General features: G+C 68.6%; 13 protein-coding genes and 2 tRNA genes. 6 read left to right on the forward strand and 9 right to left on the reverse strand.

Annotated elements, in window-relative coordinates:
* Positions 1 to 88 precede the first annotated feature (88 nt).
* Positions 89 to 823, forward strand: coding sequence for a DUF3515 domain-containing protein (locus NV348_RS05365; protein ID WP_447145980.1), 735 nt, complete (start codon positions 89 to 91; stop codon positions 821 to 823).
* A gap of 146 nt (positions 824 to 969) precedes the next feature.
* Here the strand turns inward: NV348_RS05365 and NV348_RS05370 are convergent, their stop codons facing one another.
* Together NV348_RS05370 and NV348_RS05375 are read right to left on the reverse strand one after the other, a co-directional pair.
* Positions 970 to 2,064, reverse strand: a complete 1,095-nt coding sequence (locus NV348_RS05370; protein WP_447145981.1) for a D-alanine--D-alanine ligase family protein — start codon at positions 2,062 to 2,064, stop codon at positions 970 to 972.
* A 43-nt stretch (positions 2,065 to 2,107) separates the two neighbouring features.
* Complete coding sequence (locus NV348_RS05375) at positions 2,108 to 3,103, reverse strand: NAD(P)H-dependent glycerol-3-phosphate dehydrogenase (RefSeq protein WP_447145982.1); 996 nt, start codon at positions 3,101 to 3,103, stop codon at positions 2,108 to 2,110.
* 31 nt (positions 3,104 to 3,134) lie between these two features.
* On the opposite strand from NV348_RS05375, the gene cofC reads away from it, so the two are divergent.
* The 3 genes from cofC to NV348_RS05390 all read left to right on the forward strand — a co-directional run bounded on the left by cofC (position 3,135) and on the right by NV348_RS05390 (position 6,997).
* The gene (gene cofC / locus NV348_RS05380; protein ID WP_447145983.1) at positions 3,135 to 3,815 is read left to right on the forward strand and encodes a 2-phospho-L-lactate guanylyltransferase; all 681 of its coding nucleotides are present in this window, start codon (positions 3,135 to 3,137) and stop codon (positions 3,813 to 3,815) included.
* A 72-nt stretch (positions 3,816 to 3,887) separates the two neighbouring features.
* Positions 3,888 to 6,056 (forward strand): RNA degradosome polyphosphate kinase, encoded by a 2,169-nt coding sequence (locus tag NV348_RS05385; protein ID WP_447145984.1) that lies wholly within the window; start codon positions 3,888 to 3,890, stop codon positions 6,054 to 6,056.
* Positions 6,057 to 6,076: 20 nt separating this feature from the next.
* Positions 6,077 to 6,997 carry an NUDIX hydrolase gene (locus NV348_RS05390; protein WP_447145985.1) on the forward strand — a complete coding sequence of 307 codons (921 nt, stop codon included), beginning with the start codon at positions 6,077 to 6,079 and terminating at the stop codon, positions 6,995 to 6,997.
* A gap of 191 nt (positions 6,998 to 7,188) precedes the next feature.
* On the opposite strand, the gene NV348_RS05395 is transcribed toward NV348_RS05390, so the two are convergent.
* From NV348_RS05395 to leuC, 3 genes are all read right to left on the reverse strand, one after another.
* Positions 7,189 to 7,860: an HU family DNA-binding protein gene (locus tag NV348_RS05395; RefSeq protein ID WP_447145986.1), complete on the reverse strand. Its 672-nt coding sequence runs from the start codon at positions 7,858 to 7,860 to the stop codon at positions 7,189 to 7,191.
* A 156-nt stretch (positions 7,861 to 8,016) separates the two neighbouring features.
* Positions 8,017 to 8,625, reverse strand: a complete 609-nt coding sequence (gene leuD / locus NV348_RS05400; protein ID WP_218719239.1) for a 3-isopropylmalate dehydratase small subunit — start codon at positions 8,623 to 8,625, stop codon at positions 8,017 to 8,019.
* 33 nt (positions 8,626 to 8,658) lie between these two features.
* Entirely contained in the window at positions 8,659 to 10,083 is a 1,425-nt protein-coding gene (leuC, locus tag NV348_RS05405) for a 3-isopropylmalate dehydratase large subunit (RefSeq protein WP_447145987.1), read from the reverse strand.
* A gap of 63 nt (positions 10,084 to 10,146) precedes the next feature.
* Between leuC and NV348_RS05410 the strand changes: the two genes are divergently transcribed.
* Positions 10,147 to 10,848, forward strand: coding sequence for an IclR family transcriptional regulator (locus NV348_RS05410; RefSeq protein ID WP_218719237.1), 702 nt, complete (start codon positions 10,147 to 10,149; stop codon positions 10,846 to 10,848).
* A 44-nt stretch (positions 10,849 to 10,892) separates the two neighbouring features.
* Here the strand turns inward: NV348_RS05410 and NV348_RS05415 are convergent.
* From NV348_RS05415 to NV348_RS05430, 4 genes are all read right to left on the reverse strand, one after another.
* A tRNA-Glu gene (locus NV348_RS05415) sits at positions 10,893 to 10,965 on the reverse strand.
* Positions 10,966 to 10,993: 28 nt separating this feature from the next.
* Positions 10,994 to 11,065, reverse strand: a tRNA-Gln gene (locus tag NV348_RS05420).
* Positions 11,066 to 11,243: 178 nt separating this feature from the next.
* Positions 11,244 to 12,719, reverse strand: a complete 1,476-nt coding sequence (gltX, locus tag NV348_RS05425; RefSeq protein WP_447145988.1) for a glutamate--tRNA ligase — start codon at positions 12,717 to 12,719, stop codon at positions 11,244 to 11,246.
* Between the two features lie 18 nt (positions 12,720 to 12,737).
* A complete protein-coding gene (locus tag NV348_RS05430; RefSeq protein ID WP_447145989.1) occupies positions 12,738 to 13,511 on the reverse strand; it encodes a fumarylacetoacetate hydrolase family protein in 774 nt (257 codons plus the stop codon).
* Between the two features lie 332 nt (positions 13,512 to 13,843).
* Between NV348_RS05430 and NV348_RS05435 the strand changes: the two genes are divergently transcribed.
* Entirely contained in the window at positions 13,844 to 15,001 is a 1,158-nt protein-coding gene (locus NV348_RS05435) for an MFS transporter (RefSeq protein WP_447150948.1), read from the forward strand.
* Positions 15,002 to 15,025 lie beyond the last annotated feature (24 nt).

Genomic DNA, 15,025 nt, shown 5'->3' on the forward strand with positions numbered 1-15,025 from the left:
CCCTTCCCAGTGTGCTGCTGACCGACGAAATCGCCCCGACGGTACCCTTTCGGAGGCGATCGGACACAACGGAAGGGACCGGACGGTTATGGCGGCGGATTCGTCGGACTCGACAGCGGCGGACGACCGGGACGGTAAGTCTCCGGGTGGCGACGCCCCTGACTCCGCGGCCGAGTCGTCGGCCGACCAGTCCGCTACCGGCACGGATGACGAGTCGACGGCAGGCGAGCCCGCCGAGTCGACCGGCACGAGTTCCACCGACGGCGCCACGAAGCCGGGCACGGACGACCTCTCGACCCCCTACTCCCCCGCGCTGATCGCCACCGCCGTCGCCCTGCCGATCGTGCTGATCGTCGGCGTCCTCGTCGCCGCCTTCATCGCCCTGCGTGCCCCGGTCGAACGCGCGCCCCTCGCCCTCGGCCCGGTCCCCGCCCCGGCGGCCGACGGCCCGGCCTGCCAGGCCCTACTCCCCGCCCTGCCCGCCGTCCTCGGCGAGTACACCAAGTCCACCCTCGTCGAACCGGCGCCGCCCGCGACCCGCGCCTGGCAGCACCCCGACGGCGGCGAGCCGATCGTCCTGCGCTGTGGCCTGGACCGGCCGCTCGAATTCAACCGCGCGTCCCCGCTGACCGTCGTCGACGGCGTGAAGTGGTTCCAGGTCCGCGACGAGGTCGGCAAGGTCGGCACCTGGTTCGCCGTCGACCGCGAGACCTACATCGCCCTGACCGTCCCCGACGGCTCGGGCGCGGGCTCCATCCAGACGGTGTCCGAGGTCATCACCGCGAATCTGCCCGCCCGCGAACCGACTCCCGGCGAGCTGTAGTTCGGAGTCTCGTTACTCCGAGGCGCAACCACCACGTTTTCGGCCGCCTCGCATCCGAGGGGCGAGACGGAACGCCGAAGGCGCAGTATCGCCCCTCGGATGCGAGGTCACGAGGCCGAAAACCTGCGGCGCCAGCCGCCGAAAGCTCAGCGCAGGCCGGTGCCGCGTGCGACGGCGGTTTCGATCAGTGTCGAGACGAGGGCCGGGTAGTCGACGCCGGTCGCTTCCCACATCCGTGGGTACTGCGAGATCGGGGTGAAGCCGGGCATGGTGTTGATCTCGTTGATCACCGGGCCGTCGGCGGTGACGAAGAAGTCGACGCGGGCCAGGCCCTGGCAGTCCAGGGCGCGGAAGGCGCGCACCGACAGCTCGCGGATCTGATCGGCGACCTCGTCGTCGAGCTTGGCGGGGACGTCGAATTCGCAGACGTCGTCGAGGTACTTGGTGGCGAAGTCGTAGAACTCCGGGGCCGCGGCGTCGGCATCGGGCATCCGGATCTCGGAGACGACGCTGGCCCGTACCTGGCCGTCGGCGAATTCCAGGACACCGCACTCGACTTCGCGTCCGATGATGCCCGCTTCGACGATCACCTTCGGATCGTGTTCGCGCGCGGCCGCGACGGCGGCGTCCAGCTCGGCCCAGTCGGTGATCTTGGTGATGCCGATCGACGATCCGCCACGGGCCGGCTTCACGAACGCGGGCAGGCCGATGCGCGCCCGCTCGTCCGAGGTCAGCGTCGCCGTGCCGGGCCTCAGCACCACCTGCACACCGACGGGCAGACCCTCGGCGGCCAGCAATTTCTTGGTGAACTCCTTGTCCATGCCCGCGGCGCTGGCCAGCACGCCCGCCCCCACATAGGGGACGCCGGCTAATTCGAGCATGCCCTGCAGCGTCCCGTCCTCACCGAACGGACCGTGCAGGATCGGGAACACCACATCGACACCGCCCAGCGCGGCGGCTGGATCGTCGAGGGCGACCAGTGCGCCACCCCGACCCGGATCGGCGGCCAGGGTGAGCGCGGTGCCCGTCGCGTCGACCGCGGGTAGCGCGTCATGGCTGAGTTCGAGCGCGCCGAGGCCCTCGGCGAGCACCCAGCTGCCGGTGGTGGTGATGCCGATCGGCACCGCCTCGTAGCGCTCGGGATCGAGGTTGCGCAGCACACTGCTCGCCGACACACACGAGACGGCGTGTTCGCCGCTGCGTCCGCCGAAAACCACGGCCACCCTGATCCGGTTCGTCATGAACGTCACCGTAACCGGTCGGCCGACCTGCGGCGCTATCGACCTACTCGGGTTTGATCCGCCTGCCGAGCAGACTGTCGACCGCCTCGCTCACCGAAAGACCCTCGTGACACACCCGGTGCACCGCGTCGGTCAGCGGCATCTCCACATCGTGCGCGGCGGCCAGGGCCCGCACCGATGTGCACGACTTCACACCCTCGGCCACCTGCCCATGGGTCGCGTCCTGCGCGACCTGCATCGACCCGCCCGCTCCGAGGACATACCCGAAGGACCGGTTACGCGACAGCGGCGAGGTGCAGGTTGCCACCAGATCGCCGACGCCGGCGAGCCCGGCCAGGGTGACCGGCTGCGCGCCGAGCGCGACCCCGAGCCGGATGACTTCGGCCAGTCCGCGGGTGATCAGGCTGGCGATCGTATTGTCGCCCAGCCCCATTCCCGAGGCGATGCCGCAGGCCAGCGCGATGACGTTCTTACACGCGCCACCGATCTCGCAGCCGATCACATCGGTGTTGGTGTACGGCCGGAAATAGCCGGTAGCGCAGGCCCGCTGCGCGACCCCGGCTCGTTCGCTGTCGGTACACGCGATCACGGTGGCCGCGGGCTGCCGTTCGACGATCTCGCCCGCGAGATTCGGGCCGGACAGCACCGCGATGCGCCCCGGCGCGGCTCCGGTGACCTCGGCGATCACCTGACTCATCCGCAGCAGAGTGCCGGTCTCGATGCCCTTGGCCAGGCTCAGCAACGTCGCGTCGGGGTCGATATCGCCCTTCCACTGCTCCAGATTCGCGCGCAGCGTCTGCGACGGGACCGCGAGCACGACCAAGTCGGCGCCGGCGAGCGCGGCCCGGTGATCGTCGGTGGCGCGCACCGGCGGCAACTGCACGTCGGGCAGGTAGAACGGATTGCGGTGCTCGCTGTCGAGCGCCCGCGCCACCTCGCTCCGTCTGGCCCAGATCGTGACCTCGGTCCCCGCCTCCGCCAACACCTTCGCGAACGCGGTGCCCCACGACCCCGCACCCATAACCGCCGCCCTCGTCATCAGCTCAATATGCCATGTAAGGATTGATGTCATGCGTCCGCACACCGTGCACGCCGTGATGGCGGTCAAGCACATCGATCGGGCCAAGAGCAGGCTGGCCGACGTGCTGACTCCCGAGCAGCGCGGTCAGCTCGTGCTGGCCATGTTCACCGACACCGTCGTGGCCGCGACCGCCGTGCCCGAGGTGCTGTCGCTGACGGTGGTCACCCCCGATCCGCTCGTCGCGACCCGCGCCCGCGAGCTCGGCGCACACGTCCTCGGCGAACCGGTCGGCGCTCCCGATCCGCTCAACGCCGCGCTGTCCGCGGGCGCGGCCGACGTTCGCGACCGGCACGGCCCGGCCCATCTGCTGGCCCTGCAGGCCGACCTCCCCGCCCTGCGCCCGGCCGAACTGGCCGACCTGCTCACCGTCGCACCCGACGGTGTCCGCTCGGTAGTGATCGACCACACCGGCACCGGCACCGCGGCATTACTGGTCCGCGATACGACCGCCCCGCTGGCTCCCCGATTCGGCGCCGGCTCCGCGCAGGCCCACCGCACCGACGGCGCGCGCGAGCTCGCCGGGCACTGGCCGGGCCTTCGTTGCGACGTAGACACCCCCGCCGACCTCGCCACCGTCCGCGGGCTGGGCGTCGGCGCCCACACCGCGCGCACCCTCCGCGAGTTCGGGCTGTCCTGTCACCTCGGTGATCCCGTTCGCACCGTGTGCTAGCCGATCGCCACCACTGGTCAGGATCGGACGAACGCGGCAACGTCATACTGCGGACTGCCCGGTTCGTAGGGGATGATTGACAGCGTGAGCGATACGGAAACCATCAAGCAGCAGCCCCCGATTTCCCCGCCACCTGCGGCCGCCACCGCCTCGGGCGGTGACCCGACGACACAGCGATTGCCCAGGGATCGCTACCTCAACCGGGAACTGAGCTGGCTCGACTTCAACGCCCGCGTCCTCGCGCTCGCCGAGGACGCCTCGCTACCGCTGCTGGAACGCGCCAAGTTCCTGGCGATCTTCGCCTCGAATCTCGACGAGTTCTACATGGTCCGTGTCGCCGGCCTGAAACGCCGTGCCGAGACCGGGCTGTCCGTGCGCTCCGCCGACGGCCGCTCCCCGTCGGAACAGCTGGAGATGATCGCCGCCCGCGCCCAGGAACTCGCCGTCCGCCACGCGCACGTGTTCCTCGACGAGGTGGATCCGGCGCTGGCCGAGGAGGGCATCGATCTCATCGGCTGGGCCGATCTCGACGACGATGAACGGCAACGGCTCTCGGGCTACTTCACCGATCAGGTGTTCCCCGTGCTCACCCCGCTGGCCGTCGACCCGGCGCACCCGTTCCCCTATATCTCGGGCCTGAGCCTCAATCTCGCGGTGACGGTCAAGGACACCGGCACGGGCGGCGAGCACTTCGCCCGCGTGAAGGTGCCCGACAACGTCGACCGGTTCGTGCGCGTGCGCCGCACCAAGGCGCCCTCGGCGATCGCGGCGTTCCTGCCGATGGAAGATCTCATCGCCGCGCACCTGGACCTGCTGTTCCCCGGTCTGACCGTGGTGGAGACCCATTCGTTCCGGATCACCCGCAACGCCGACTTCGAGGTCGACGAGGACCGCGACGAGGACCTGCTGCAGGCGATGGAACGCGAACTCGCGCGGCGGCGTTTCGGCAAACCGGTGCGGCTCGAGGTCTCCGACGACATGACCGAGCACATGCTGGAGTTGCTACTACGCGAGCTCGAGGTCGACCCCGCCGACGTCATCCAGGTGCCCGGCCTGCTCGACCTGTCGTGCCTGTGGCAGGTCTACGGCGTCGACCGGCCCGACCTCAAGGACGCGCCGTACGTTCCGGCCACCCCGCCGGCCTTCGGCGAGCGCGAGACCCCGCGCAACGTCTTCGCCGCGCTGCGCGAGGGCGACGTGCTGGTGCACCACCCCTACGACTCGTTCTCGACCAGCGTGCAGCGCTTCATCGAGCAGGCCGCGGCCGACCCGCAGGTGCTGGCGATCAAGCAGACCCTCTACCGCACCTCCGGCGACTCCCCCATCATCAACGCGCTGATCGAGGCCGCCGAGGCGGGCAAGCAGGTCGTCGCGCTGGTCGAGATCAAGGCCCGCTTCGATGAGCAGGCCAACATCAAATGGGCACGCGCGCTGGAACAGGCGGGCGTGCACGTGGTCTACGGCCTGATCGGCCTCAAGACCCACTGCAAGACCTGCCTGGTGGTACGCCGCGAGGGCTCGACCATCCGCCGCTACTGCCACATCGGCACCGGCAACTACAACCCCAAGACCGCGCGCCTGTACGAGGACGTCGGGTTGTTCACCGCCGCACCGGAGATCGGCGCCGATCTGACCGACCTGTTCAACTCGCTGACCGGGTACTCCCGCAAGGAGGACTACCGGAATCTGATGGTCGCCCCGCTCGGCGTGCGGGCGGGCATCATCGAGCGGATCGACCGCGAGATCGAACTGGCCAGGGAGGGCTTCGACGCCCGGATCCGGCTCAAGGCCAACGCGATCGTCGACGAGCAGATCATCGACGCGCTCTACCGGGCGTCCCAGGCCGGTGTCCCGGTGCAGATCGTGGTGCGCGGCATCTGCGGCCTGCGCCCCGGCGTGCCGGGCCTGAGCGAGAACATCGAGGTGCGCTCGATCCTGGGCCGGTTCCTCGAGCATTCCCGGGTGATCGAGTTCCGCGCGCAGGAGCAGACCTGGATCGGCAGCGCCGACATGATGCACCGCAATCTCGACCGCCGCGTCGAGGTCATGGTGCAGGTGAAGGATCCGCGCCTGGTCGAACGGCTCGGCGTGGTGTTCGATTCGGCGCTCGATCCGATGACGCGCTGCTGGGTCCTCGGCCCGGAGGGCGCCTGGCGGGCCAGCCCCACCGACGCCGACGCCGATCAGGTGCGCGACCACCAGCAGTTCCTGATGCGGCTGCGTCGTCCCGATCAGCCGTGAACAAGGACGCACACACCGAGATGCATGATCCCCGGGTACGACCCAATATCCATGCCGCCGGCGCGGTCCTGTGGCGCGACGGCGCCGCTGGGCCGGAGATCGCCGTGATCCACCGGCCCAAGTACGGCGACTGGTCGCTGCCCAAGGGCAAACTCGACCCCGGCGAGACCCCGGTGGTCGCCGCGGTGCGCGAGGTCGGCGAGGAGACCGGCCTGCCGTGCACGCTGGGGCGCTATCTCGGGCACGTCACCTATCCGATTCCCGGCCACCGTCAGCTCAAGCGGGTCGACTACTGGGCCGCCGAGGCGGCGGCGGGCGAGTTCGCCGTCAACGCCGAGGTCGACCAGCTGCGCTGGTTCCCGCTCGACCAGGTGATGGACCAGCTGTCGTATCCGATGGATCGTCAGGTCATCCGGATGTTCGCCCGGCTGCCCGCGAAGACGAACACGGTGCTGCTGGTCCGCCACGCCAAGGCGGGCAAGCGCGCGCGTTTCGACGGACCCGACGAGTCGCGCCCGCTCGAGCCCGCCGGCGAGCAGCAGGCGAAGGCATTGACGCCGAATCTGCTGGCGTTCGGCGCATCCGAGATCCATTCGGCCGACCCCCTGCGCTGTATCCAAACCGTGACCCCGCTGGCGGAACAGCTGAACGTCGAAATCAATTGCGAGCCAATGTTTTCCGAGCAAGGTTACGATTCAGCGAAAATCGCCGCGCGGCAACGATTTCTGTCGTTGGTAACGGATCGGGGTGTGCCGGTGGTGTGCAGTCAGGGCAGGGTGATTCCGGATCTGATGCAGTGGCTCGCCGAGCAGGGCGGGCTCACCCTGCCGCCCGCGCGCAATCGCAAGGGCAGCGTCTGGGCATTGTCGTTCGTTGCGGACCGATTGGTCGCGGCGGACCATATGGACCGATCCCTCTCGACGGGAATCGTCACCGCCTGAGTCGCGCGCACCACCTCGAAACAGCCGAAACGGCCCCGGTTTCCCGGGGCCGTTCTCGGTCCAGTGGTGGGTGATGCGGCTCGATAGGCACAGGCGCGACAGCGTTCCACAGTCTCTCGCGCATGGCCGAAGCGAAGGCACAGGTACGCGCCTACGTGCACATTCCCCGACCCGATCCCGCTGCGGCGGGATCAACGAGCACGACGGGTGGCTGTCTTCTTCGCAGCAGTCTTCTTGGCAGGAGCCTTCTTGGCGGCCGTGGTCTTAGCCGCGGTGGTCTTGGCGGCCGTGGTCTTCTTGGCCGCCGTGACCTTCTTGGCCGGAGCCTTCTTGGCCGCGGTCACTTTCTTTGCCGCCGTGGTCTTCTTGGCGGCGGTGGCCTTCTTCGCTGCCGCCGTCGTGGTCTTCTTGGCGGCGGGCGCCTTGGTGGCTGCCTTACGGGCGGTGGTCTTGGCTGGACCCTTCGACGGCGTCGCCTTCTTGGCGGCGGTCTTCTTGGCCGCCGTCTTCTTGGCTGCCGCCTTCTTCGCCGCCACCGGGGCGTTCACGCCACGCTTGACGGCAGGGCCGGACGCGGCCAGCTTCTGCTTGCCCGCGATCACCGCCTTGAACTGAGCGCCCGGCCGGAAGGCAGGCACCGAAGTCGCCTTCACCTTCACGGTTTCACCGGTACGCGGGTTGCGGGCAACCCTGGGGGCACGCTTGCGCTGTTCGAACACACCGAATCCGGTGATGGTGACGCTTTGACCTTTGTGCACGGCGCGAACGATGGTATCGACCACGTTCTCGACAGCCGCAGTTGCCGTGCGCCTGTCCGTACCCAACTTTTCGGTCAGAACGTCGATCAGTTCCGCCTTGTTCATTGAATCCTCCGCAGACTAATGGCCCGTCGTCGGACCGACTAGGTACCACGGTAAACCCAGTTTGAGCAAGAGTCTATGTGCCACGCCAAAATTCATGTGGTTTAGCACACGTCCAGCTACCGCCCCCAGGGAAGCGCCACTAAGCGTCCCAGGTGATTACGCCTGCGAAATAGGCTCCGGCAGCGTCACGGGTTTCCATGACGGCCTTCCCTTTTCGAACTCGCCGATGACGTCGGCCCGCCGCAGCGTGAGGCCGATGTCGTCCAAACCCTCCAGCAGACGCCACCGGGTGTAGTCGTCAATATCGAACGGCAACACGACGGTTCCCGCCGTCACGGTGCGTGCGGTCAGGTCGACAACCAATTCGAGGCCGGGCTGTTCCTCGATCAGCTTCCACAGCATTTCGACATCGTTCTGTGACATCTGCGCGGCCAACAGGCCGCCCTTCCCCGCATTCCCGCGGAAGATGTCGGCGAAACGCGACGAGATGACCACCCGAAAGCCGTAGTCCGACAGCGCCCACACGGCGTGCTCACGCGAGGACCCGGTACCGAAATCCGGCCCGGCCACCAGCACGCTGCCGTGGCTGTAGGGCTCGGTGTTCAGAATGAAGTCCGGATCGGCCCGCCAACCGGCGAACAAGCCGTCCTCGAAACCAGTGCGGGTCACCCGCTTCAGGTAAACGGCCGGGATGATCTGGTCGGTGTCGACATTGGACCGGCGCAGCGGGACCCCGATGCCTTTGTGAACAGTGAAGGCTTCCATAACGATTCTCCTTCGATCGTGGTGGTCGGGGGCTCAGGCCAGGTCGGCGGGCGCGGACAGGGTGCCGCGGACCGCCGTGGCGGCCGCGACCAGGGGCGAGACCAGGTGGGTACGGCCACCCTTGCCCTGCCTGCCTTCGAAATTGCGGTTCGACGTCGAGGCGCAGCGCTGGCCGGGCTCGAGCTGATCGGGATTCATGCCGAGGCACATCGAGCAGCCCGCCTGGCGCCATTCCGCGCCCGCGGCGGTGAAAATCTCGCCGAGTCCTTCTTTTTCCGCCTGGGCGCGCACCTTCATGGAGCCGGGAACGACCAGCATTCGCACGCCGTCGGCCACGTGACGGCCCTTCAGCACGTCGGCGACGGCCCGCAAATCCTCGATCCGGCCGTTGGTGCAGGAACCGACGAAAACGGTGTCGACGGTGACCTCACGCAGCGGCATGCCCGGCGTCAGGTCCATGTAGCGCAAGGCCTTCTCGGCGGCGTCGCGCTCGCTCTCGTCGGCGATCTGGGCCGGATCCGGCACGTTCGCGCCCAGCGGCAGGCCCTGACCGGGGTTGGTGCCCCAGGTGACGAACGGGGTCAGCTGGTTGGCGTCGATGTGGACCTCGGCGTCGAAAACCGCGCCCTCGTCGGTCTTCAGCGCGTCCCAGGCGGCTACCGCGGCGTCCCAGTCGGCGCCCTGCGGCGCGTGCGGGCGGCCCTTCAGGAATTCGTAGGTGATCGCGTCGGGGGCGATCATGCCGGCGCGCGCGCCCGCCTCGATGGACATGTTGCAGATGGTCATCCGCGCCTCCATCGACAGCTTGCGGATCGCCTCGCCGCGATACTCCAACACATAGCCCTGGCCGCCGCCGGTGCCGATCTGGGCGATGACGGCCAGGATCAGGTCCTTGCTCGTGACGCCGGGCGCCAGTTCGCCGTCGACGGTGATGGCCATCGTCTTGAACGGGCGCAGCGACAGCGTCTGGGTGGCGAGCACGTGCTCGACCTCGCTGGTGCCGATGCCCATCGCCAGCGCGCCGAACGCGCCGTGGGTGGAGGTGTGGCTGTCGCCGCACACCACGGTCATGCCCGGCTGGGTCAGGCCCAGCTGCGGGCCGACCACGTGCACGATGCCCTGCTCGACGTCACCCATCGGGTGCAGGCGCACGCCGAACTCGGCGCAGTTGCGCCGCAGCGTCTCGACCTGGGTGCGCGAGATCGGGTCGGCGATCGGCTTGTCGATGTCGACGGTCGGGACGTTGTGGTCCTCGGTCGCGATGGTGAGATCGGGCCTGCGCACCGGACGGCCCGCCGCGCGGAGCCCGTCGAAGGCCTGCGGGCTGGTCACCTCGTGCACGAGGTGCAGATCGATGTAGATCAGGTCGGGTTCGCGGGAGGAACCTTCGCCTTCGCCAGGGACGACGACGTGCTGGTCCCACACCTTCTCGGCCAGTGTGCGGGCGCGCTCGGCCATTGCTTCATCACCTTTCGACGGACATACTTGGTATCTCAAGATATGAGACGTTAGTATCGTTCTATGAGACAGCATAGCGGTATCGGGGTCCTCGACAAAGCCGTGGCGGTGCTCTACGCCGTCGCGGACGAGCCATGCGGTCTCAACGACCTGTGCACCCGCACCGGCCTGCCCCGCGCCACGGCGCACCGGCTGGCGGTCGGGCTGGAGACGCACCGGCTGCTGGCACGTGACGGTAACGGGCTGTGGCGTCCCGGCCCCGCGCTCACCGAACTGTCGGCGGGGGCCGCCGATCCACTGGTGGAGGCCGCAGGGGCCATTCTGCCCCGCCTGCGGGAGATCACCGGCGAGAGCGTCCAGTTGTACTGCCGCGACGGCAACGCGCGCGTCTGCGTGGCCGCGCTGGAGCCGCCCGTCGGCCTGCGTGACACCGTGCCGGTCGGCTCCCGGCTCCCGCTCACCGCGGGCTCGGCGGCCAAGGTCCTGATGGCGTGGGCCGATCCCGAGCTACAGCGCACCGTCCTGGCCGACGCGGTGTTCGGCGATCGCGCGCTGGCCGAAGTCCGCAAGCGGGGCTGGGCGCAGAGCGCCGCCGAACGCGCGCAGGGCGTGGCGAGCGTCTCGGCGCCGGTGCGCGACGCGGCGGGCGTCGTGGTGGCCGCGGTGTCGGTGTCGGGCCCGATCGATCGGATGGGCAGGCGGCCGGGCGCGCGCTGGGCTGCCGATCTGGTCGCCGCCGCCGAGGCACTGCACAAGCGGCTGTAAACGAAGAAGACCCCCGCTCGAATTCGAGCGGGGGTCTTTCTTTGTAGCCCCGACGGGATTTGAACCCGCGCTACCGCCTTGAGAGGGCGGCGTCCTAGGCCGCTAGACGACGGGGCCAGGACGATCTCACCGAAGTGAAATCTTGCTGGGGTACCAGGACTCGAACCTAGAATGGCTGAACCAGAATCAGCTGTGTTGCCAATTACACCATACCCCAAGGATGGAAACGCTCGGCCTCCGTCTCACCGGCTGGTTGTCGGTGTTGCGAGGCCGTGTTCCGCGGCGATGAGAAGATTACCAAACACAGTGGGGTAAACTACAAATCGCCTGGTCAGGAGCCCATTTTCGGCTGTTTTGACCGTTCCGGGGCGGCACGGGCACCGCCCCGGACGCACTCACTGCGCGGCGGGCACCCAGCCACGGGCGGCACGGAGCCGGTCGAGCGAGACCTCACGGCCGAGCAGCTCCATCGACTCGTAGAGCGGCGGGCTGATGTGCGAGCCCGTCACCCCGACGCGCACCGGCGCGAACGCCTTACGCGGCTTGAGCCCCAGATCGTCGATCAGCGCCTTCTTCAGCGCCGCCTCCAGGGCCGGGGTGGTCCACTCGGTCAGCGGCTCCACAGCGGCGATGGCAGCGTCGAGCACCGGGTCGGCCTCAGCACCGAGATTCTTGGCGCCGGCGGCCTGGTCGATCGCGAACTCCCCGGGCGCCACGAACAGGAATTTCAGCAGGTCCCAGGCGTCGCCGAGCACGACGATGCGGGTCTGCACCAGTTCGGCCGCGGCAAGGAAGGCCTTCTCGTCGATTTCGGCGCCGATATGACCCTGCGCGGTCAGGAACTCGCGCAAACGGTGGCCGAAATCACCCGGCTCGAGCAAACGAATCTGCTCGGCATTGATGGCGTCGGCTTTCTTCTGGTCGAATCGGGCCGGATTCGAATTGACCGTCGAAATGTCGAACGCGGCCACCATCTCGGCCATGGAGAACACGTCGCGGTCCTCGGCGATACTCCAGCCGAGCAGGGCCAGGTAATTCAGCAAACCCTCAGGGATGAATCCGCGGTCCCGATGGACGAACAGATTCGATTCGGGGTCGCGCTTGGACAGCTTCTTGTTGCCCTGACCCATCACGAACGGCAGATGACCGAACTCCGGCGTGAACTCCGCGACCCCGATACGCTGCAGCGCCGCGTACAACGCGAGCTGGCGCGGGGTCGAGGACAGCAGGTCTTCGCCGCGCAGCACATGGGTAATCTTCATCAGCGCGTCGTCGACCGGATTCACCAGCGTGTAGAGCGGATCGCCGCTGCCGCGGGTGAGCGCGAAATCGGGCACGGTACCGGCCTTGAAGGTGGTTTCACCGCGCACCAGATCATTCCAGCTGAGATCTTCGTCCGGCATCCGCAGCCGGATCACCGCGGGCCTGCCCTCGGCCTTGTACGCGGCGATCTGCTCGGCGGTGAGGTCGCGATCGACGTTGTCGTAGCCCAGTTTCGGGTCACGACCGGCCGCGCGATGGCGCGCCTCGACCTCGTCCGGGGTGGAGAAGGATTCGTAGGCCTCGCCTGCCTCGACCAGCTTGCGCACGACCTCGAGGTGCTGATCGCGGCGCAGCGACTGCCGGTACGGCTCGTAGGGGCCGCCGACCTCGGGGCCCTCGTCCCAGCTCAGGCCCAGCCACCGCAGCGCGTCCAGGATCGCCCGGTAGGACTCCTCGGAATCGCGGGCGGCGTCGGTGTCTTCGATACGGAAGACGAAACTGCCGCCGTGGTGACGCGCGTACGCCCAGTTGAACAACGCCGTGCGGATCAGGCCGACGTGCGGCGTGCCGGTCGGCGACGGGCAGAAACGGACCCGTACTTCAGTCATGACTCTCTCTCCGCGGTATCAGCGCTTGGTGGCAACAGGATTGGTGAGGGTGCCGATGCCCTCGACGGTGACCGACACGTTCTGCCCGGATTGCAGCGGGCCGACGCCTTCCGGTGTGCCGGTGAGGATCACGTCACCGGGCAGCAGCGTCATCACGGTCGACACCCATTCGACGATCTTCGGGATGTCGTGCAGGAACAGCGACGTGCGGCTGCGCTGGCGGACCTCGCCGTCGACCTCGGTGACGATCTCCAGATCGTTTGGATCGAGAGCGGTTTCGATCCACGGGCCGAGCGGGCAGAACGTGTCGTAGCCCTTGGCCCTGGTCCACTGCCCGTCGTGACGCTGCTGGTCACGGGCGGTGACGTCGTTGGCGACGGTGTAGCCCAGGATGACCTCGGCGGCCTTCGCGGCGGGCACGTCCTTGCACGGACGGCCGATGACCACGGCCAGCTCGCCCTCGTAGTCGACCTGGGAAGAGCTGGGCGGCAGGATGATCGGCGCGTTCGGGCCGACGATCGCGGTGTTGGGCTTGAGGAAGATGACCGGATCGGCCGGCGCCTCGCCACCCATCTCGGCCGCGTGCGCGGCGTAGTTCTTGCCGATGCAGATCACCTTGCTCGCCAGAATCGGGGCCAGCAGGCGGACATCGGCCAGCGGCCAGCTCCGGCCGGTGAACGTCGGCGAGCCGAACGGGTGTTCGGCGATCTCCTTGGCGGTGGCATCGCTGCCGTCACCTTCGATGCTGACGAACGCGACTCCATCGGGACTGGCAACTCGACCTAAGCGCATGCCCCGGAGTCTATCGAGACGCGCCCACCTGCCCGAACGCGCCCGGGACGCGGCACGGGCACGGTCATGCGCCCACGCGCGGAATGCGGGAAAGCTCACACCGGTGTGATTCGAAGCCGCTGCCCGACTGCGACATTCATCACCCGCGTCGCCGACGCCGGTTGTGATCTGTCAGACACCGAATCGGAGGGCGCCATTCAGCGGTCACGGGTGTACCGTGAACCCAGATGTTCACCACATGAGACATCAATCTCAAATATTGAGATGCAATCGTGCAACCCGGCGAGGTGAGAATCGTGACAGAGGTGCGGCTGACGGCCGAAACGACCAGGATGAGCGACGGCAGACGCTGGCTGATGCTCGCCCTCGGCGTCTTCGCGCAGACCTCGAGCTCGATCTTCATCCACGGCACCCCGTTCCTGCTGCCCGCGCTGACGGCCCGGGGCGATTCGCTGGCCGCCGCGGGCGCGCTGGTCGCCCTGCCGACCGTGGGTCTGGTGTGCACGCTGATCGCGTGGGGCTACGTCGTCGACCGGATCGGCGAGCGGATCGTGCTGGTGGCGGGCACGGTGTTGATGTTCGTGGCCGGCGTCGCCGCCGCGGTGGTGGACAACCCGATCGCCTTCGGCGCGCTGCTGTTCCTGGGTGGCGTCGGCGCGGCCAGCTCCAACGGCGCGAGTGGGCGGGTGATCGTCGGCTGGTTCCCACCGGATCGGCGCGGCCTGGCCATGGGCATCCGCCAGACCGCGCAGCCGCTGGGCGTCGGCCTGGCCGCGCTGAGCATCCCGTGGGTCGCCGCGCACCACGGCATCCCCGCCGCGCTGCTGGTGCCCGCCGCGATGGCCGGGATCGCGGCGGTCGGCTGCCTGTTCGGCATCGTCGACCCGCCGCGCCCGCCCGCCAAGGCCGCCGACCGCGCCAACCCCTATCGCGGTGATGGCACCCTGTGGCGCATCCACGCCGTGTCGATCCTGCTGGTCGTCCCGCAGGCCACCCTGTGGACCTTCGCCCTGCTGTGGCTGCACCGCGACCTGGGCTGGTCGCTGGCGGCCGCGGGCGCGCTGATGACGGCCACCCAATTCCTGGGCGCCGCCGGGCGAATCGGCGCGGGCGCGTGGTCCGACCGGGTCGGCAGCAGACTGGGCCCGCTGCGTCAGGTGGCCGTGGCCGCCGTCGTCGCGATGGCCGCCCTGACCGTCACCGCCTGGACCGACTGGTGGTGGGCGGCCGTCCCGCTGATGGTCGTGGCCTCGGTGATCTCGGTGTCGGACAACGGCCTGGCCTTCACCGCCGTCGCCGAGATCGCCGGCCCGTTCTGGAGCGGTCGCGGCCTGGGCATCCAGAACACCGGCCAGAATCTCGCCATCGCCGCCGTCCCACCGGTTTTCGGCCTCCTGATCACCGCCACCGGCTTCCCCGCCGCCTTCGCCATAGCCGCGATCGCCGCCGCCGCGGCGGTCCCGCTGGTCCCGCGGGTCACCGGAAAGTAGCTGCGCCGCAGCCTGTTCCGAGAT

The organism is Nocardia fodinahabitans, assembly GCF_052983615.1.

Coding starts and splice junctions, on each gene's coding strand:
- NV348_RS05365 (WP_447145980.1), top strand. CDS start 89: ATGGCGGCGGATTCGTCGGACTCGACAGCGGCGGACGACCGGGACGGT.
- NV348_RS05370 (WP_447145981.1), bottom strand. CDS start 2,064: ATGACGAACCGGATCAGGGTGGCCGTGGTTTTCGGCGGACGCAGCGGC.
- NV348_RS05375 (WP_447145982.1), bottom strand. CDS start 3,103: ATGACGAGGGCGGCGGTTATGGGTGCGGGGTCGTGGGGCACCGCGTTC.
- cofC (WP_447145983.1), top strand. CDS start 3,135: ATGCGTCCGCACACCGTGCACGCCGTGATGGCGGTCAAGCACATCGAT.
- NV348_RS05385 (WP_447145984.1), top strand. CDS start 3,888: ATGATTGACAGCGTGAGCGATACGGAAACCATCAAGCAGCAGCCCCCG.
- NV348_RS05390 (WP_447145985.1), top strand. CDS start 6,077: ATGCATGATCCCCGGGTACGACCCAATATCCATGCCGCCGGCGCGGTC.
- NV348_RS05395 (WP_447145986.1), bottom strand. CDS start 7,860: ATGAACAAGGCGGAACTGATCGACGTTCTGACCGAAAAGTTGGGTACG.
- leuD (WP_218719239.1), bottom strand. CDS start 8,625: ATGGAAGCCTTCACTGTTCACAAAGGCATCGGGGTCCCGCTGCGCCGG.
- leuC (WP_447145987.1), bottom strand. CDS start 10,083: ATGGCCGAGCGCGCCCGCACACTGGCCGAGAAGGTGTGGGACCAGCAC.
- NV348_RS05410 (WP_218719237.1), top strand. CDS start 10,147: ATGAGACAGCATAGCGGTATCGGGGTCCTCGACAAAGCCGTGGCGGTG.
- gltX (WP_447145988.1), bottom strand. CDS start 12,719: ATGACTGAAGTACGGGTCCGTTTCTGCCCGTCGCCGACCGGCACGCCG.
- NV348_RS05430 (WP_447145989.1), bottom strand. CDS start 13,511: ATGCGCTTAGGTCGAGTTGCCAGTCCCGATGGAGTCGCGTTCGTCAGC.
- NV348_RS05435 (WP_447150948.1), top strand. CDS start 13,844: ATGAGCGACGGCAGACGCTGGCTGATGCTCGCCCTCGGCGTCTTCGCG.